Source organism: Paraburkholderia sp. J94, from assembly GCF_905220285.1.
Taxonomy (GTDB): domain Bacteria; phylum Pseudomonadota; class Gammaproteobacteria; order Burkholderiales; family Burkholderiaceae; genus Paraburkholderia; species Paraburkholderia tropica_A.
The window spans coordinates 66961-86041 of record NZ_CAJMZH010000022.1 but is presented as its reverse complement, the minus strand read 5'-3'; the positions used below and the strand labels follow the sequence as shown (position 1 = coordinate 86041).

The following is a 19081-nucleotide window of genomic DNA, read 5'->3' as shown; positions in this document are numbered from 1 at the left end:
ACCATGAGCGATACCACTCATCTGGACGCCTCCGCGAACGCGGCCGGGACGCCCGATTACGCGCGCTACCACGTCGTGCCCGCGCGCCACCGCGCGCGCACGGCGGGGACGGTGCTGGCCGTCGTACTGATCGGTGTCGTGCTGCAATCGGTGTTGGGCAATCCGCGCTGGGAATGGTCCGTGTTCGGGCAGTGGTTCTTCGCGGAGCCCGTGCTCGAAGGGCTCGGTCGCACGCTCGTGCTCACGGCGCTGGGCGCGGCGTTCGGCTTCGCGCTCGCGGTGCCGATCGCGCTCGCGCGGCTCTCGCGTTCGCCGTTGCTCGCCGCGCTCGCGTGGGCGTTCGTCTGGCTGTTCCGCTCGATCCCGCCCATCGTGCTGCTCCTGTTGCTCAACAACCTCGGCTATCTGTACGAGACCGTGTGGATCGGCGTGCCGTTCACGCATCTCACGCTGCTGCAAGCGCCTACGGCGGATCTGATCGGGCCGTTCTTCGCGGCCGTGCTCGGGCTCACGCTCAACCACGCCGCGTTCGCTGCCGAGGCGATCCGCGGCGGCATTCTCTCGGTCGATCAGGGGCAGCGCGAGGCGGCGGCGGCGCTCGGTCTGCCGCATGCGCGCCAGGCGTGGCGCATCGTGCTGCCGCAAGCAATGCGCGCCGTGTTGCCGACTGCGTTCAACGACGTGATCGGGCTCGCGAAAGGCACCTCGGTGGTCTATATCCTCGCGATGCCGGATCTGTTCTATACGGTGCAGATCATCTATCACCGCAATCTCGAAGTGATCCCGCTGCTGATGGTCGCGACGATCTGGTACCTCGTGATACTCACGGTGCTCTCGGCGATTCAGGTGCATATCGAGCGTCACTATGCGCGCGGCGCGACGCGCGATCAGCCTGCGCGGTCGCGGGTCGGCAACTGGCTCGCGATTGGCGCGGGGCCTGGGATGCGCGTCGTGCATAGCGTTGGCGCGGCGCTCGGCAAGCTGCGAGGTGGTGCGGGCGACACAGCGCATGCGGCTGCGGAATCGGGCGCGGAATCGGGCGCAGAATCCGGCTGGGCTCAGCAGCGCGTGGGCGGCCGAGTCGGCATCCACAATGTGTCGCGAAGCTTCGGCGCGCTCAAGGTGCTCGACAACCTCTCGCTGACGGTGCCTTCCGGCAGCGTGACGGTGATACTCGGCCAGTCGGGCTCGGGCAAATCGACGTTGCTGCGCACGATCAATCACCTCGAAAGCGTCGACGACGGCTTCATCGACATCGACGGCGAACTCGTCGGTTATCGACGCGAAGGGCGCACGCTCTACGAACTGAAGGAAGCGGAGATCCTCAAGCGCCGCGCCGAGGTCGGCATGGTGTTCCAGAGCTTCAATCTGTTCCCGCATTTGAGCGTGCTCGACAACGTAATCGAAGCGCCGCTCGCGGCGGGCGTGCCGCGCGACCTTGCGACCGCACAGGCGCGCGCGCTGCTCGCGCGGGTGGGTCTCGCCGATAAAGCCGATGCGTGGCCGCGCCAGCTTTCCGGCGGTCAGCAGCAACGTGTGGCGATCGCGCGCGCGCTCGCGCTCAAGCCGAAAGTGCTGCTGTTCGACGAACCGACTTCCGCGCTCGATCCCGAACTCGTGAACGAAGTGCTCGACGTGATTCGCCAACTGGCGCGCTCGGGGACGACGCTCGTGATCGTTACGCACGAGATTGGTTTCGCGCGCGAAGTGGCGGACACGGTCGTCTTCATGGATGGCGGTCGCGTGGTGGAGTCGGGGCCGCCCGCACAGGTGCTCGGCAATCCGGCTCATACGCGCACGCGCGAATTTCTCTCGAAGGTGCTGTGATGGTGCCTGAACGCACACGCGTCGCGACGCGGCCAGGGCGGCGCCGCTTCGTAACGGCGTTGGCCGCACTGGGGGCGTCACGGTTCGCTGTGGCGGCCTCGCCCGAGGTCGTTGCGTCGAGCGACGCGGGCTTCGACTTCAGCCCGCAACAGAGCGGCCGCCTGCGCGCCGTGAAGGACCAACAGGCCGTGCACGCGCTCGGCGCCACGCCGCTCGTGAAGGCGGGCACGCTGACCGTGGCGGTCGCGCCGTTCGCGCCACCGATCGCTACTTACGCGACCGACGCCCGCACGATCGTGGGCGCGGACCCGGACTACGCGCAGCTGCTCGCCGATGCGCTCGGCCTGTCGCTCGCGCTCGTCACCGTGGCGTGGGCGGATTGGCCGCTCGGCCTTGCGTCCGGCAAGTACGACGCGGTGATCTCGAACGTCGGCGTCACGGAGGCGCGCAAGCGCAAGTTCGACTTCACGAGCTATCGCCAGGGACTGCACGCGTTCTACGTGCGGCAGGACAGCGCCATTCGCGCGATCGGCACGCCAGCCGACATCGCGGGCCTGCGCATCATGACGGATTCCGGGACGATCCAGGAGCGCATCCTGATCGAATGGAACCGGCAGAACGCGGCGCGCGGGATCAAGACGGCTTCGCTGCTGTACTTCGACGACCGTGCTTCCGCGCGCCTTGCGCTGCTGGCCGGGCGCGCCGACGCGATCTTCGACCCCGATGCACCGCTCGCCTTCGAAGCGGCCACGCAAGGCGGCATCCGCAAGGTCGGTGAGGTCAACGCGGGCTGGCCGGCGCGCGCCGACGTCGGCGTGGCGACGCGCAAGGGAAGCGGGCTCGCGCCGGTCCTCACACTCGCCACCAATGGTGTGATCCGCACGGGACAGTACCGCGCCTCGCTTGCGCGCTGGAGGCTGCTGCCCGAGGCGCTGACACAATCGCAGACCAATCCGCCGGGGCTGCGCGACGCTTGAGCGCGCGGTTCGCGGCTTCTATGGAGACGGCATGGCCGCCATTCGGATCGACCACCTGGCGTTCCTCACGCCCGGCAATTATCGCGACGACGCGCCGCTCGAAGGAATCGAGCAATCGCTCGACCTGTTCGCCGTGGGCGAAGCGCTCGGCTACGACAGCGCCTGGGTGCGCCAGCGGCATCTCGAACGCGCGGTGTCGTCGGCGGCGACATTTCTCGCGGCGGCGAGCCAGCGCACCACGCGCATCGGTCTCGGCGCAGCGGTGATTCAGATGGGCTATGAAAACCCGTTCCGGCTCGCGGAAGATCTCGCGAGCGTCGATGTGCTGTCGCGCGGGCGGCTGAACGTGGGTCTGAGCGCGGGTGCGCCGGGGCATGGCGCCTTGCTCGGCGAGCGCCTGTTCGACGCCGATCCGCAGCAGATCGACTTTTCCTATGCGCGTATCGCGCGTCTGCGCCAGAACCTCGCGGGCGACTGGCTCGGCGATAGCGACACGTTCGTCGAATCGGCGGCGGGCCGCGTGCGTCCGCGCGTGACGCCCTACGCGGCCGGGCTCACCGAGCGTCTCTGGTACGGCGGCGGTTCGCTTCGCTCGGTCGAATGGGCGAGCCGCAACGGCTTCAATCTGCTGATCGGCAACATCACGGCGGGCGAGGGCACCGACGATTTTCGCGAGGCGCAGTTGCAGCAGATCGCTGCGTATCGCGTGAACTGGAGTGACGCGCGGCCGCCGCGCATCGCGCTGGGCCGCGTGATCGTGCCGCTCGACAGCGCGAGCGCCGCCACGCGCGAGTTTTACCGTGCGTATGCCGCGAGCCGTCATGCGCGCACGCTGATACCGCACGGCGAGCGGCGCACGTTGTTCGCGCCGGATCTGGTCGGTAGCGCGGAAGAAATCGTCGACGCGCTTCAGGCCGATCCCGTGCTGGCCGAGGTGAGCGAGCTGCGCCTCGAATTGCCGTACGACCTGCCGTTCGAGCACTATCGGCAGATTCTGGACGATGTAGCCGCGCGCGTTGCGCCACGGCTCGGATGGCGCGCGCATGACGCGCGGCGGGTCGATGTCGCTTCGCGGGACGGGGTGCGCGATCGCCGCGAAGTGGCCTAGTGGTGGCTTAGGCCCGTCTTAGTATCGCCGTGCATAACGTTTTCGCGAAACGCTGGTTGCGATACGCGAACACCCCCATGAAAATCATTAACTATCCTGATCAATCCAACGAGGGATTCAATCCAGCATGAGCCGTGACCTTCTGATTCTGCTCGAACCCGGTTTCGCCGATCCCGCCCATCCCGGCGAACGTTTCATCTGCCCGCACGGCGCGCCGATCGAAGGGCTGCTCGCGAGCGATCCCGCACGCGTGGCGCGTCTCGACGTGAAGCGCGTAGCGTTCGCGCGGCCGCGCCCCGCGGTCGTCGCGGTGCTCGACGAGGCGCATCAGGGCCTGCCCGTGCTCGTGTTCGGCGACGAGCAGGCACCGCCCGAGGACGCGCAAACGCTCGGCGAGCGTCGCTTCGTCAACGACCCGCAGCGCATTCTTGCGCTGCTCGCCGAGCGCCACGGCTTTCCGAAAGTGCATTGAGTCTGCGCGCGTGCTGACCAGCCCTCGCGGTCCGTCTTCAGGAATTCACGATGTCCAATTTCGTATCGTCCGGCGACGCACTGGCGGCCGCGCCGAATGAACCTTCGCCCGCCGCGCTCGACTGGGTGCGCCGCCTGGTGTCCATCGACACGACGAGCCATCTGCCGAATCTCGGCCTGATCGAGACCGTGCGCGACGAACTCGCGCGGCACGGCATCGAGGCGACGCTGGTCCACGACCGGCGCGCGGGCTGGGCCAATCTCTTCGCCACCGTGCCCGCGCACGACGGCGCGCGCGACGGCGGCATCGTGCTCTCGGGGCACACCGACGTCGTGCCGGTGGCAGGGCAGCAATGGGACAGCGATCCGTTCGCGCCCGAGGTGCGCGAAGGCCGTCTGTTTGGCCGCGGCACCTGCGACATGAAAGGGTTTATCGGCACGGCGCTTTCGCTGCTGCCGCACATTCGCGAGACGCGCCTCGCGCAGCCGCTGCATTTCGCGCTTTCATACGACGAGGAAATCGGCTGCGTGGGCGCGCCGCATCTGATCGCCGATCTGCGGCGGCGCGGCGTGCGGCCGGCAGGCTGCATCGTCGGCGAACCGACCGGCATGCGCACGGTGATAGCGCACAAGGGCATACACACGTATCGCTGCTGTGTGCGCGGCCATGCGGCGCATTCCTCGCTGACGCCGAAGGGGCTGAACGCGATCGAATACGCCGCCCGCCTGATTTGCCATATCCGCGAAATCGCCGATCAATTCCGCGCGCAAGGGCCGTTCGACGAACTCTTCGACGTGCCGTTCACCACCGCGCAAACGAGCCTGATCGAAGGCGGCAACGCGATCAACACGGTGCCCGCCGAATGTCGCTTCTCGTTCGAATTCCGCAATCTGCCGAACGTGGCGCCCGAGACGGTGATTGGGCGCATCGAGTCGTGGGCGCGCGAGACGCTGTTGCCGCAGATGCGCGCGGAGCATCCTGCGGCGGCGATCGAATTCGAGCGGCTCTCGTCGTCGCCGGGACTTGACGCCGCCGAGGAGGCGGCGATCACGCAACTCGTGCGCGCGCTGACTGGCGAACGCGAGCGCCGCAAGGTTGCCTACGGTACGGAAGCGGGTCTGTTCGCGCAGGCGGGGATTCCAACCGTGGTGTGCGGGCCGGGCCATATCGAACAGGCACATCGCGCCAACGAATACGTTTCGCTCGATCAACTCGCGAGCGGCGAGCGTTTCTTGCGCAGCGTGATTCGCAGCCTCGAAGCGGACGATGGGCTGGCCGCCGAGGCGGAACGCGCGGCGGTATCGGTGTGAACGTGACCAGCATCCCAACAACACCCGGAGACGACGACATCATGGGCAAACGCGAACGCATCGAGACATTCGACGACATCGCCATTTCATCCGCGCTGGATGAGCGTTTCGAACGCGTGTCGGTGCGCGATCCGCGCGCGCGGCCTTTGTTCGAGGAACTGGAATACGAATACCGCAGCCGTTACGAGGACGTGATTCCGGCGCAGGAACTGCGCAATGAAATGACGCGCTACGCCGACGAACTGTTCGCACCGCCCAAGGGCGCGTTCGTGCTGCTGCTGCGCGGGGAGACGGCGGTGGCGGGCGGCGCGTTCATGCCGCATACCGATGCGGGCACGGCCGAGTTCAAGCGCATCTGGGCGAGCCGCGCATTGCGCCGCCAGGGGCTTGCACGGCGCGTGCTCGGCGAACTGGAAAACGAGGCCGCGCGTCTCGGTTATACGCGTGTCTTTCTCGGCACGGGGCCACGTCAGCCGGAAGCCATTTCGCTCTATACGCATAGCGGTTATACCTTGCTTTCGGCGCATGATTTCGGCGAGGATGCGCCGCCGGGATACCACTTCGAAAAGCTGCTCACGCGTGGCTCACGCTCATGACTGCGCGTGTTGAATTGCCAGTAAGCGAACGCACGGCGGACGTGCATCGCTTCGATGTCTTTGGCCGTATCGTTGCCGTGACGAAAGTGCGCGACGCGTGGCAGGCCTGGTTCGTCGGCGAAGACGGAAAACGCCGCCACGCGGATTTCGTGATTCCGGCTTTTATCGAAGCCGACGAACTCGCCCAATATCTCGACGATCTCTTTCACGAAAGCGCATCGCCCGATCGAGTCGCGGTGGTGCGCCTGAAAGCAGGCGGCTGATACCGCGGTGCCTGCCGGTTGTATCCCGTCACTCTTTCATGCGGACCGCGTCATGTCCTTGTGCCTTACTCGCCGCGCATGCTCGTCGCGCCGCCATGTTGCTGCGTCGTTCGCAGCAACGCTTGCCTGCATCGCCGCGCTATTCGTTGCGCCGCTAGCGGCCCACGCCGCGCCCAAAGGCACGCTCGTATTTTGCAGCGAAGGCAGCCCTGCGGGATTCGATCCCGGCCAGCACACCACCAGCACGGACTTCGACGCGAGCACCTATACCGTGTACAACGAGCTGGTGCAGTTCCGCAATGGCACACTGGATCTGGAGCCCGGCCTTGCGACGAGTTGGGACAGCTCGCCCGATCAGCGCGTCTACACGTTTCATTTGCGTCACGGCGTGAAGTTCCAGACGACCGCGTGGTTCAAGCCCACGCGCGAATTCAACGCCGACGATGTGCTTTTCACGTTCAATCGCATGCGTGATCCGCAGATGCCGTTTCGCAAGGCGTATCCCGCGACTTTCCCTTATTTCAGCGATCTGGGATTCGACAAGAATATCGCGAACATCGAAAGGCTCGACGACTACACCGTTCGCTTCGACCTCAAGACGCCCGACGTGATTTTCGTGCGCAATCTTGCGATGAGCTTCGCGTCGATCCTGTCCGCTGAATACGCCGCGCAATTGAGCGCTGCGCATCGCGAGGCCGACATCAACCAGTTGCCGGTGGGCACCGGTCCGTTTGTGTTCCGCTCATACCAGAAGGATGCGCTGATCCGCTTCGATGGCAACCCGGATTACTGGCGGCCCGAGGACGTCAAGCTCGCTCATCTCGTATTCGCGATCACGCCCGATCCGGCTGTGCGCGTGCAGAAACTCGCGAGCGGCGAGTGCCAGGTGTCGGTGTTTCCACGTCCCGCCGATATCGAGGTCATCAGGCGCAATCCGGCGCTGAAGGTCGTGTCGGGCGTGGGCTTCAACGTGGGTTTCGTCGCGTACAACACGCAGCATGCACCGCTCGACCGCGTGGACGTCAGGCGCGCGCTCGACATGGCGATCGACAAGCCCGCGATCATCCGCGCCGTGTTCGCAGGCAATGCAAAGTCCGCGACGAATCCGATGCCGCCCGCTCAATGGTCGTACAACGACACGCTCAGGGACGCGCCCTACGATCCCGCGAAAGCGCGGGCGTTGCTCGCGCAAGCGGGCTTGCCGGATGGATTCGAAATCACGCTTTGGGCCATGCCGGTGCAGCGGCCGTACAACCCGAATGCGCAATTGATGGCGCAGCTGATTCAGCAGGATTGGGCGAAGATCGGCGTGCGCGCGAAGATCGTGAGTTACGAATGGGGTGAATACAACCGTCGCGCAAAACTGGCGGGCGAGCACGATACGCTGCTATACGGCTGGTCGGGCGACAATGGCGACCCTGACAACTGGCTCGGTGCGCTGCTTGGTTGCGACGCCGTGCATGGCAGCAACGTGTCGAAATGGTGCGACGCCTCGTTCAATACACTCATCGAGAAGGCGCGCTCGGACGCGGATGTGAAGGAGCGCACTGCGCTCTATGAGCGGGCGCAGGTGATCTTCAAGCAGCAGGTGCCGTTCACGCCGATCGCGCATTCGATCGTGTCGCTACCGGCCTCGAAGCGCGTGGAGGGGTTGGTGTTTTCGCCGTTGGGAAGCCATCGGTTCGATGGCGTCTCGTTACAGTGAAGCGAAATGGCACGGCTGCAAGCGCTATTCCCATCCGTGGTTTGCTTGGCACTCTATCGGCACATCTGGGTGAAGCTTTGGCGCGTCATTTTTTGCGTAGCTCTACGCTTCAACCCCATCAAAGGAACGGTGACGGTACGCGCGTCTCGCGCGTCGTGGATGCCTGCGCATCTTGCGAGTGGATGAATCATGCGGTCCCGTTCAACACTGCCGACGAGCATGGCGAGCGCTGCTTGATGCCGTTAAGCCCGATCTAAAACAATGTATTCGAAACCTGCCATCGCCACGGCTAACGGCAGGTGCTTTGGCGGCCGTTTGCGTCTCACCAAAAGCTGAGCCCCCCGACACCAGGGTTTTTGACAAGTTTGCAACATATGGTGCAACGAAGTACAGTACGGCAACAAATGGATTTGTAAGCCTGTTGCCGGCCGCTCGTTGAAGGGGCCAGAAAGGAGTGTCGCAATGAAACGTATGAAGCTGACTGGCTGGATCGTGATCGGCATGCTATTGGGGATCGCCGTAGGTTACGGCTGCCATCGCGCGATTGGCGACGCGCAAAGCCTCAAATCGGTCGCCGACGGCTTTGCGCTCGTCACCGACCTGTTCCTGCGGCTCATCAAGATGATCGTCGCGCCGCTGGTGTTCACCACGCTCGTGGTGGGCGTCGCGAAGATGGGCGACGCGAAGGCGGTCGGGCGCGTGGGCGTGCGCACGCTCGCGTGGTTTATCGGCGCGACCTTTGTTTCGCTGCTGCTGGGCGCGGTCGTCGCGAACTGGCTGCAACCGGGCGCGGGCCTGAATCTGCCGCTGCCCGATTCGCACGCGGCCACCGGCATTCAGGCGGGCGCGATTTCGATCCGCGAATTCGTCACGCATCTGGTGCCCAAGAGCGTCGTGCAGGCGATGGCCGAAAACGAAATCCTGCAGATCGTGGTGTTCGCGGCGTTCTTCAGCCTTGGCATCATCGCGATCGGCGAGCAGGCGAAGGGCATCGTCACGCTGCTCGAACAGATTTCGTCGGTGATGTTCAAGGTCACGGGCTACGTCATGGCGTTCGCGCCGGTGGCCGTGTTCGCGGCGCTCGCGCACGTGGTCGCCATTCAGGGGCTCGGCGTGCTGCTCAGTTACGGGCGCTTCATGGGCGTGTTCATCGGCGCGCTGGTGTTGCTGTGGTGCGCGATCGTCGCCGCGGGCGGCCTCGTGCTCGGCCGCCGCGTGTTCGGGCTCGTGCGTTCGGTGCGCCTGCCGATGCTGCTGGCGTTCAGCACGGCGAGCAGCGAATCGGCGTATCCGAAGCTGCTCGAACAACTCGAACGTAGTGGCGTGCCTCGCCGCATTTCGAGCTTCGTGCTGCCGCTCGGCTACTCGTTCAATCTCGACGGCTCGATGATCTATTGCACGTTCGCCACGCTCTTTATCGCGCAGGCTTATGGCATTCATCTGTCGTTCATGGATCAGGCGGCGATGCTCGCGATCCTGATGCTCACGAGCAAGGGCATGGCGGCCGTGCCGAAAGCGTCGCTCGTCGTGATCGCCGCGACGCTCGGGCAATTCAATATTCCCGAAGCGGGCCTGCTGCTGATCATGGGCGTGGACACCTTCCTCGACATGGGCCGCACGGCCACCAACGTGCTCGGCAACAGCGTGGCCGCCGCCGTGGTGACGAAGTGGGAAGGGCAGCTCGGCCCGGTGCTGAGCGAGGACGAATACGAAGCGCTCGCGAATGCGCGCGAGCAGGCGCATGGCACGATCGATCTGGTGGAAGGCGCGACGACCTGAACAGGTTCGATACGGAATCCGAATCAATCGTTATTCACGAATATCGGATAGAAAAACGGCGGCCCGCATAATGCGGCACCGCCGTTTTTTATTGCGCTTCAGCCTGGTGCGTCTAGCGGCTGATGTCTTCGAGCGAGCGTCCGCGCGTGGCCGGTCCGAGCAGCACCATCACGATGCCCACGAGCATCGACACGCCGATAAACATCGCCACGCCCGGCACGCCGTAGTGATGCAGCAGAATGCCGATCGCGAGCCCCGCGAACGCGGCCGCGATGCGGCTCCACGAATAGACGAAGCCCACGGCGCGCGCCCGCACGCGCGTGGGATACAGCTCCGCCTGATAGCCGTGATACGCATACGACATCACATTCGCGGCGAGCGTGAACAGCACGCCCAGCACGATCAGCAGCCAGGGCTGCGAAGCCTGCGCGAACAGCGCGATCACCACGGCCATGATCAGCAGGCCGCCGACGATCTGCGTCTTGCGTTCGAGTTTATCGGCGAAACAATAGCCGATCAGCGGGCCGAACGGATTCGCAATGGCGATCACGAACGCATACGCTAGGCTCTGCGTGACGTGTATGCCGCGCTCGATCAGCAGCGTCGGCACCCACGCGGCGAAGCCGTAAAAGCCGATCACCTGCGCCATGTTGAAGATCGAGAGGATGACCGTGCGGCGCAGATAGGGCGGACGCAGCACTTCGGCGAGCGAGCCCGCGCCGGCTTTTTCCGGCGCGGCGGGTGCGGGCGCGGGCAGCTTCGCGCCGGTTTCGGCTTCCACGCGGCGCTCGATGTCGGCGACGATGCGCTCCGCCTCGGCTTCGTGACCGTTGCGCGCGAGCCAGCGCGGGCTTTCGGGAATGCGTCGGCGCAGGAACCACACCACGATCGCGCCCACCGAGCCGATCAGGATCACGACGCGCCAGTAGTCGAGGCCGAGCGGCTGTGTGTCCTTGAGCGCGTAGGCGAGGAACGCCACCACCGGCACCGCGCTGAACGTGATGACCTGGTTGAGCGCGTAGGCGCGGCCGCGTTCGCCGCGCGGAATCAGTTCGGAAATATACGTGTCGATCGTCACGAGTTCGATGCCGATGCCGATGCCCGCGATGAAACGCCAGATATTCAGCGTGAGGCCCGTGGTCTGGAACGCCATGATCGCGGTGCAAACGATGTACCAGATCAGCGACCAGGTGAAGATCTTGCGTCGGCCGTAGCGGTCGGCGACCTGGCCGAACACGAGCGCGCCGACCCAGAGCCCCGCAAACGTCGAGAACACGAAGGTGCCGAAGCCCGCCACCTTCAGCGGCCCGAGCGCCGAAAAGAAGCCGAGCGATTCGGGCGTGAAGAGGCCCGCGTGGACCATGCCGGGCGCCACGTAGCCCGTGAAGAACAGATCGTAGAACTCGAACACGCCGCCGAGCGACAGCAGGATCACCATGGTCCAGACGGTGCGCGACGGCGGCAGCCGGTCGAGGCGGGCCGCGATCTCCGCCGATGTGGGAGTCGACATCGAATTCCTTTTGTTGGTTTGGGTTGCGAGAGGTGACGCCTGGCGCGGGCGCGTGCGCGCAGGAGTTATGCCGGAGCTTAATTGACGCGGCGCTTCACGGCACCTGGTTGAAACCCAACTCGCGGTTTCGTCGGGCGGGCGCGTGGACGGCGTTCGTCAGCCGCGCGAAAGGTGACGCGGGGCGTTACGGCGCAGTTCAGCGCGTTCTGGGCGTTCAGGGCGTTCAGGGCGAGGGCGCCGACGCTTGCGCGGTGCGCAGCGGCGTCGGGCGTGGCGGTGGGGAGGTGCTGGAGAAGCGAGAGAGAAGCGCGGATGGCGCGGGGTATTTGCCGCCGTTGTGCGGCACCCACGCTACAGGGCGCGCCTAATCCGCGTTGAAGCGTGCCTGGGCGCGTCCGGACGCGTTTGATGCGTTACGCGGCGCGCGGCTTGGCGCCCGCAGGCGGCGCTTCCTCGATGCCGCGGAAGATCAGCGCGGAAACCAGCGTGATCGCGCCGACAGCCGCGAAGCTCACGCGAAAGCCCAGCGCCACCGAATCCCAATGCGCGGCGACCAGACTCACGAGCGCGCCGCCGATCGTCACGCCGAGGCCCATCGCGAGCATCTGCACCATCGAAAAGAGGCTGTTGCCGCTGCCCGCATCTTCGTGCGAGAGACCCTTGAGCGTGACGCTGTTCATCGCCGCGAACTGCATCGAATTGGCCGCCCCGAAAATCGCCAGCACGATGAGCGAGACGATGACCGGCGTGTCGCGCGAAATCAGCGCGAACGCAACGATCGACGCGCCCACGATCAGCGTGTTCACGAGCAGGAACGTGTCGTAGCCGTAGCGGCGGATCAGCGGCGCGATCCAGCGCTTGGCGACCGTGCCCGCGAGCGCGGCGGGCAGCATCATGAGGCCCGAATGCAGCGGCGTGTAGCCGAGTTCGAGCTGCATGAGCAGCGGCACGAGAAACGGCACGGCGCTGGAACCGACACGGCAGACGAGATTGCCGATCAGGCCGACGCTGAAATTGGGTTCGCCGAACAGCGCGAGCCTGAACAGCGGATCGCGGCGGCGGCGCGCATACGGCACGTAGGCGAACGCGGACGCGAGGCCGAGCACGAAGAGTCCCGCCGACCACGCCGCGCGATGCGTCTGCACCGGCGCGTCGAAGGCGAGCGAAAACGCGATCATGCACAGCGAAACCAGCGCGCAACCGATCACGTCGAACGGCGGCGCGGCCGTGCCGGAACTGCGCGGCAGATAGCGCCACACCATGAACAGACCGGCGGCGCCGATCGGTACGTTGATGAGAAAGATCCAGTGCCACGTGATGGCCTGCACGAACCAGCCGCCGAGCGTCGGGCCGACGATCGGGCCCACTTGTCCGGCGACCGAAATCAGCGCGAGCGCGGACACGTATTGCTCGCCGCTCACGGCGCGCAGCACGGCGAGGCGGCCGATCGGCATCAGCATCGAGCCGCCGATGCCTTGCAGCACGCGCGCAATCACGAGTTCGCCGAGCGTGTGCGCGCCCGCGCAGCACAGCGAGCCGAGCACGAAGATGAGGATGGCGGTGAAGTAGACGCGGCGCGTGCCGAAGCGGTCGGCGAGCCAGCCCGAAGCGGGCGTGAGCATGGCCATCGTGAGCGTGTAGGCGACGATCACCGGCTGCATCATGAGCGGTTTGACGCCGAGGCTGTGCGCCATCGAAGGCAGGGCGGTGTTGACGATCGTCGTGTCGAGCGCCTGCATGAAAAAGCCTGCGGCGACGATCCACAGCAACGCCGTCTGGCTCGAATCCTTGTTCATGGGAACGTCTTGGGCGCGGCGCGAACGGCTGGAAACACGGGCGCGCGGCGCAAAAATCTGCAATGACGTCATGATATTGTCATCGCGGGCAATCGGGAACCCCACTCAGGACATTGACTGTTATCGGCAATGCCGATAACAATGGGGCATGCTCAATCCCATCTGGCTCAAGTCCTTCGCCACCGTCGCGGCCTGCCACAGCTTCACCGAGGCGGCGCGCCAGCTCGGTCTCACGCAGTCGAGCGTCAGCGACCATATCCGCCGGCTCGAACAGGAGATCGGGCGGCGTCTGTTCGTGCGCGACACCCATTCGCTCGCGATCACGCCCGATGGCGAGGCGATGCTCGCGCACGCGGGCGCGATCCTGCAGGCGATCAACCGCGCCGAATCGCAGTTCCGCGCGCCGCGCCTGAAGGGGCGCGTGCGTCTCGGTTCCTCGGACGATATCGCGCTCGGCCCGCTGCCCACGGTGCTCACGGCGTTTCGCAACGCGCATCCCGACGTCGAGCTGGAAATCATCATCGGCATGACGGGGCGGCTTTACGAGCTGCTCGACGCGGGCGCGATCGACCTGATGGTGGGCAAGCGGCGTCTCGGCGACAAGCGCGGCGTGGCGCTCTTTACCGGGCGGCTCGAATGGCTCGCGCGCACCGGCACGATGGTCGATCTCACGCAGCCGCTGCCGCTCAATCTCGTGGCCGAGCCGAGCGTCACGCGCGCCGTGGTGCTCGACGCGCTCGCGCAGACCGATTTCCGCTGGCAGATCGTGTGCACGAGCAGCAGTCATTCGGGCTGCGTGGCGGCGGCGCGCGGCGGCCTCGGCATCACGGTGCGGCCCCAGTATCTGGCGGCGCGCGGGCTGGCGCCGCCGATCAACGTCGCGAGCCTGCCTGTCTTGCCCGATGTGGAGTTCATCGCGCTCGCGGCGAAGCGCCTCAGCCGTCCCGCGCAAACGCTGATGCAATTGCTGCACGACAGCGATCTGCGCGGTTCGTGGATCGGCGAATAAGGCGTCCGTTTCCGCACGATCGGGCGCGCGCCGCACGCACGTCTGGTGTAATATCCGCCGCCTGGTTATAAGGTATTGGTAGCGTGTATTCGCAGCAGGTGAGTGATATGGATCGAAAAACAGCGGAGCGTCTGCTCGTCGACGCGGACAGGATTGCCGAATTCGTTCTGGAGTGTTTCGACCTGACGCTCGAAATGCCGCGAGGGCGCGAGCTCTACGACCATGCCTTCAGCCTCTATCTGAAGCGCGAGGCGGGCGACGTGCCCGTCGCCGATCTCTACGACGCGCTCAAAAGCCACGGCGAATTGCCGGAAGCCCCCGCGGCTTGATGCTCGCCTGAGCGCGGGCTCGCGGCCCGCGCTTTATCGGTTCGCTTTTCAGCTCGATTCCCCCGCACGTGCCGCATAAGCGCGCACGGGCGCATCTTCTTCGTCCTCGGCCAGCGCTTCGAGCGACAGGCCTTTCGTTTCGATTCCCATGATCGCCACGGCCAGCGCCGCCACGCCGAACGACAGCGCGCCGAGCGTGAACACGCCGCTCTGTCCGAAGATCGGCAGCACGACGCCCACGGCATACGGTCCGATCAGCGAGCCGACGCGTCCGATCGCCGACGCGAACCCCGATCCCGTCGCGCGCGCGCCCGTCCCGTACAACTCCGGCGTGTACGTATAGAGCACGGCCCACATCCCGAACATGAAGAACTGCATCGCGAGCCCTGCGCTGATCAGCAGCGCGGCACTTTGCAGATGCAGCGCCGTTTGCCCGTAGACCCAGGCCATCGCGCCCGCGCCGACCAGCGCGGCCACGCAGGTCGGCTTGCGGCCGATGCGTTCGACGAGCCACGCCGCGCACAGAAAACCGGGAATGCCGCCGAGCGAAATGAGCACGGTGTAGAGCACCGACTTCGTGACGGTCGCGCCCGCTTGCTGCATCAGCGCGCCGAGCCACGAGGTGAGGCCGTAAAAGCCGAGCAGCGCGAAGAACCACAGCGCCCAGACCATGATCGTGCGGCGGCGGTACGCGGCGCTCCAGATCTCGCGGAATGCGCCGCGCGAGCGATTGGCCGCCATAGCAGCCGACGACGCCGACGACGAAGCACGCGCGGGCGCAGGCAGCGTGGCGACGCCGAGCGTGCGCATGACCTGGGCTTCGATCTTCGTGGTGACGGCGTCGGCTTCGGCGACACGGCCGCGATGTTCGAGCCAGCGCGGCGACTCCGGCACGATGCGGCGCACAATCAGCACGAACAGCGCGGGAATCGCGAGCAGCGCGAATACCGTGCGCCAGCCGAATTGCGGCAGCACGAAATACGAGGCGACGCCCGCGGCGATAAAGCCAAGCGGCCAGAAGCCGTCCATCAGCGCGACAAGGCGGCCGCGTTTGGCGGCGGGCACGAACTCGGAGAGCAGCGTCTGCGCGACCGGAAACTCCATGCCCATGCCGATGCCGAGCAAGACGCGCCAGAGGATCAGCGCGTCGACGCTTTGCGCGGTCGAGCACAGATACGAGGCCGCGCCCCAGAGCACCATGCTCCACTGAAAGACCGGGCGGCGTCCGAAACGGTCCGACAACAGGCCCGCGAGCGCGGCGCCCAGCACCATGCCGAAGAAGCTCGCGCTGGCGACCAGTCCCGCCGCCGCGCTGGACAGACCGAACTCGGTCTTGATCGAGCCGAGCACGAACGTCATCGTGCCGAGATCCACGGAATCGAAGAAGAAGGCCACCGCGATGATCAGAAAAATCGTGCGGTGATACGGCGAATACGGCAGGCGTTCGAGACGCGCGGCGGCGTTGGCCGACGCCGTGCGTGCCGGCGAATGAGGCGATGGGCGGGTCATGTCGTTCCTGTCGTTCGGATGCGCGACCCGGAGCGCGGGCGCGGCGCGCGCCGGCCGATGACCGGGCCGTTTCAGTAGACGCCGCCATAAATGCCCGACATAGAACGAAACCGGCGAGGGGATGGAATGCGGCCGTCGCGCGGGCGCGGACCGGTTGTTGTCTTGCTGTAAGGCATCGCCGTGTCAGCGTGTACGCGCGGGCTAAATCTTGGCGTAAAAGGCCAGCCCCGAAACCGTAGACTGTTGTGCGAAAAGATACCGCGCGTGTTGCTGGCGGGAGCGTCTGCGCTGAATGGACCAGAAGCGCAGACCTGAAGCGCAGACCAGGCGTGCAGACCAGAAGATCAGACCAAAGGAATAGACCAGAGCATTAGAACAGCATGGAGACAACGCGCGGCAAGCCGTGTTGCGGCGCGGAATGCAAACGGGTGAACGATGACGACCATAAGAGACCGCTTGTTGTTCGGGGAACAGCCGCCGATTGCCCCGCTATCGCCACAACGGCTCACGCAGCCGACGCGGCCGCCCAGGCCGCCGCGCGCCAGGAAGGCCGCGTCATCGGCGAGCGTCGACGCGAAATCCGTTGCGCAGGCGCATTCGATCTTCCACGAACGATGGTGGCTCGACATCGCCACGCAAGGCAACTGGGCGCTCGCGACCGTCAAGCAGGACGACACCGTGCTCGGCGAAATGCCCTACGCGCTCGTGCGCCGACGCCTGTGGCGCATCTCGCATCTGCCGCCGCTCACGCGCACGCTCGGTCCCGTGATCGCGCCGGTGGCGGGCAGCGAGGCGCGGCAGCGTCGTCATCAGCTTGACGTGACCGCGCGGCTGATCGAGCAATTGCCCGCGTGCGACAGTTTTTTCCAGGTGCTCGATCCACGCGTCGACGATGCGATTGCGTTCGCGCTGCGTGGCTATACCGTGTCGGCGCGCTACACCTTCCGCATCGACGCGCATATCGGGCAGGACGAAGCGTGGTCGCGGCTCGACAGCAAGACGCGCAACGTGATTCGCGGCGCGGCGCGCGAACTGACCGTCGCGCCGATCGCCACGCCTGGCGAATTCCTCGGTTTCTACGAGGATAATCTGCGCGCCCGCTCGCGCAGCAACGCCTATGGCAGCGCGGTGATGCGCCAGCTCGTCAACGCCTTCGTCGAGCGGCAGTCGGGCGTGCTGCTGGGCGCGTATGGGCCGGGCGCGAAACTCGTCGCGGCCATCGGGCTCGTGTGGGATCAGCAGGCGATGTATTTTCTGCTCTCGTCGCGCATGCACGAAGCGCATTGCGGTTCGATCAGCCTGCTGATCTGGAGCGGCATTCAGCGTGCGATCGAGAGCGGGCTCATCTTCGATTTCGACGGCTTTTCGAGTCCGTCAACCTTCAGCTTCCTGAATGGCTTCGGCGCGACGCTTACGCAGCGTCTGGGTGTCGAGCGGCACGGCACGGCGTATCTGCTCGCACGCACGCTCAAGCGGCGGCTCGCGCCGGGATCGGTTTTTGTGCCTAATTTATAGGGGTATTGTGACGATGCGCGTCGATGCGCTTCGATCCACGTGATCGGCGCATCGATGCATCAATGCAAGACGGGACGATCAGACCAGTTCGTGCTGCGCGTGCGGCGTCGCGTGCCGCGTGGTGGCGCGCGCAAGTTCGAGCGCGCTCGACGCGAACAGCAACGGCGACCAGCGCCGGATCGCATCGCTCGCGCCGTTGGCGAAACGCTCGCGCAGCACGCCGTCGCTGCCGAGCAGGCCGATGCGCTGCGCGAGCGTGGGCACGTCGCGCGGCTCCACGACGAAACCGTTCACGCCGTCGAGCACGATCTCGCCCGCCACGCCGCAGGTGCGCGTGACGATGGCCGGGCAGCCCGCCGCGAACGCTTCGTTCACGCACAGCCCCCATTGATCGAACTCGCTCGCGAGCACGATGAACTCGGCGAGCGCATAGAGGTTCGGCATTTCGTGATTGGCGAGCGAGCTGAGGATCGACACGTCGGCGTCGAGTCCGTGCGCGGCGATGCGCGCGCGCAGCTCCGCATCGAGCGGGCCCTGACCCACGAGCACGAGTCCGATGCCGCGTTCGCGCAGACGCGATTGCGCGTAGGCGTCGATCAGCACGTCGACATTCTTGCGCGCCACGAAGCGGCTCACGCAAAGCAGAAAACGCGGCGGCAGGCCGTAACGTTCGCGCACGCTGCGGGCGTTGTCGCGCGCGCGTTGCGCGAGGCGCGCGAAATAGTCGATGTCGATCACGTCGAAGCCGATGCGCGAGCGCGCCATCGGAATGCCGAGCGAAAGCGCGTAGCGGCGATGCCGCTCGCCCGCGACGAGCGCGCCGTCGAAGCGGCTCACGATCAGCCGCTTGAGGCGCTCCTTGGTGGCGCTGCGCACGCCGTCGTCGGCTTTCGAATCGGACATGTAGATGAGCTTGAAGCGCCGCGTGAGCTGGCGCAGCACGCACAGCAGCGCGGAATACTGCGTGTTGTAGCCGAGCGTGATGACCACGTCGGGCGCGAACGCGCGCAGCCGGGCGACGAGGCGCGAGCAGTCGCGCAGTCCGAGTCCGTCGCTGTCCGAGCCGTCCTCGACGAGCGTGACGGCGTGCGGCGGCCGGCTCGCGAAGAACGCCGCGCGGCGCTCCTGCGGGAAGCCGTAGACGCCCGAGCGCGCGAACACTTCGATCAGCGACACGTCGTGGCCGCTGCGCGTGGCGGCGTCGACGAGGGCTTCGTAGCGAGGCACGTGGTAGTCGCCCAGATTGCCGACGACGAAGAGAATGCGCATGGACAAAGACCGCTCACGATTGAGTTGGCTGGAAGGTCCGTCGCGCTACGCGCCTGCGGTCCACGATCAGCGGCCCGCGGCAGTCGCGCCTTTTACATCATCGTAAC

General features: G+C 65.9%; 16 protein-coding genes. 12 read left to right on the top strand and 4 right to left on the bottom strand.

Features of this window, described 5'->3' with window-relative positions:
- Window positions 1-3 precede the first annotated feature (3 nt).
- The 9 genes from U4Y88_RS34350 to U4Y88_RS34310 all read left to right on the top strand — a co-directional run bounded on the left by U4Y88_RS34350 (window position 4) and on the right by U4Y88_RS34310 (window position 10037).
- Window positions 4-1827 (top strand): amino acid ABC transporter permease/ATP-binding protein, encoded by a 1824-nt coding sequence (locus U4Y88_RS34350; RefSeq protein WP_321789308.1) that lies wholly within the window; start codon window positions 4-6, stop codon window positions 1825-1827.
- Window positions 1827-2804 (top strand): ABC transporter substrate-binding protein, encoded by a 978-nt coding sequence (locus tag U4Y88_RS34345; RefSeq protein ID WP_321789306.1) that lies wholly within the window; start codon window positions 1827-1829, stop codon window positions 2802-2804. Before U4Y88_RS34350 ends, U4Y88_RS34345 begins: the two co-directional genes overlap by 1 nt.
- 31 nt (window positions 2805-2835) lie before the next feature.
- Complete coding sequence (locus tag U4Y88_RS34340; protein ID WP_321789304.1) at window positions 2836-3912, top strand: LLM class flavin-dependent oxidoreductase; 1077 nt, start codon at window positions 2836-2838, stop codon at window positions 3910-3912.
- A gap of 127 nt (window positions 3913-4039) precedes the next feature.
- Window positions 4040-4384, top strand: coding sequence for a DUF3088 domain-containing protein (locus U4Y88_RS34335; RefSeq protein ID WP_224017804.1), 345 nt, complete (start codon window positions 4040-4042; stop codon window positions 4382-4384).
- A 50-nt stretch (window positions 4385-4434) separates the two neighbouring features.
- Entirely contained in the window at window positions 4435-5694 is a 1260-nt protein-coding gene (argE, locus tag U4Y88_RS34330) for an acetylornithine deacetylase (protein ID WP_321789303.1), read from the top strand.
- 41 nt (window positions 5695-5735) lie between these two features.
- Window positions 5736-6290: a GNAT family N-acetyltransferase gene (locus U4Y88_RS34325; protein WP_321789301.1), complete on the top strand. Its 555-nt coding sequence runs from the start codon at window positions 5736-5738 to the stop codon at window positions 6288-6290.
- Entirely contained in the window at window positions 6287-6553 is a 267-nt protein-coding gene (locus tag U4Y88_RS34320) for a hypothetical protein (RefSeq protein WP_321789299.1), read from the top strand. Before U4Y88_RS34325 ends, U4Y88_RS34320 begins: the two co-directional genes overlap by 4 nt.
- A gap of 52 nt (window positions 6554-6605) precedes the next feature.
- Complete coding sequence (locus U4Y88_RS34315) at window positions 6606-8258, top strand: ABC transporter substrate-binding protein (protein WP_321789297.1); 1653 nt, start codon at window positions 6606-6608, stop codon at window positions 8256-8258.
- A 462-nt stretch (window positions 8259-8720) separates the two neighbouring features.
- The gene (locus U4Y88_RS34310; RefSeq protein WP_224017791.1) at window positions 8721-10037 is read left to right on the top strand and encodes a dicarboxylate/amino acid:cation symporter; all 1317 of its coding nucleotides are present in this window, start codon (window positions 8721-8723) and stop codon (window positions 10035-10037) included.
- 112 nt (window positions 10038-10149) lie between these two features.
- Here the strand turns inward: U4Y88_RS34310 and U4Y88_RS34305 are convergent, their stop codons facing one another.
- Both U4Y88_RS34305 and U4Y88_RS34300 read right to left on the bottom strand, forming a co-directional pair.
- Window positions 10150-11547: an MFS transporter gene (locus tag U4Y88_RS34305; RefSeq protein WP_310632630.1), complete on the bottom strand. Its 1398-nt coding sequence runs from the start codon at window positions 11545-11547 to the stop codon at window positions 10150-10152.
- Between the two features lie 413 nt (window positions 11548-11960).
- On the bottom strand, window positions 11961-13343 hold the full coding sequence (locus U4Y88_RS34300; protein WP_415774534.1) for a DHA2 family efflux MFS transporter permease subunit: 1383 nt from the start codon (window positions 13341-13343) through the stop codon (window positions 11961-11963).
- Window positions 13344-13491: 148 nt separating this feature from the next.
- Here U4Y88_RS34300 and U4Y88_RS34295 point away from each other — a divergent pair, with 148 nt between their 5' ends.
- Together U4Y88_RS34295 and U4Y88_RS34290 are read left to right on the top strand one after the other, a co-directional pair.
- Window positions 13492-14352: a LysR family transcriptional regulator gene (locus tag U4Y88_RS34295; protein WP_310632632.1), complete on the top strand. Its 861-nt coding sequence runs from the start codon at window positions 13492-13494 to the stop codon at window positions 14350-14352.
- Between the two features lie 83 nt (window positions 14353-14435).
- A complete protein-coding gene (locus tag U4Y88_RS34290) occupies window positions 14436-14681 on the top strand; it encodes a hypothetical protein (protein WP_321789293.1) in 246 nt (81 codons plus the stop codon).
- A gap of 48 nt (window positions 14682-14729) precedes the next feature.
- Here U4Y88_RS34290 and U4Y88_RS34285 read toward each other — a convergent pair whose 3' ends face one another.
- On the bottom strand, window positions 14730-16190 hold the full coding sequence (locus U4Y88_RS34285; RefSeq protein ID WP_321789291.1) for an MFS transporter: 1461 nt from the start codon (window positions 16188-16190) through the stop codon (window positions 14730-14732).
- Window positions 16191-16625: 435 nt separating this feature from the next.
- Between U4Y88_RS34285 and U4Y88_RS34280 the strand changes: the two genes are divergently transcribed.
- On the top strand, window positions 16626-17705 hold the full coding sequence (locus tag U4Y88_RS34280) for a GNAT family N-acetyltransferase (RefSeq protein ID WP_310632634.1): 1080 nt from the start codon (window positions 16626-16628) through the stop codon (window positions 17703-17705).
- Between the two features lie 78 nt (window positions 17706-17783).
- On the opposite strand, the gene U4Y88_RS34275 is transcribed toward U4Y88_RS34280, so the two are convergent.
- Window positions 17784-18974, bottom strand: a complete 1191-nt coding sequence (locus U4Y88_RS34275; protein ID WP_321789289.1) for a glycosyltransferase family 4 protein — start codon at window positions 18972-18974, stop codon at window positions 17784-17786.
- Between the last annotated feature and the right edge of the window lie 107 nt (window positions 18975-19081).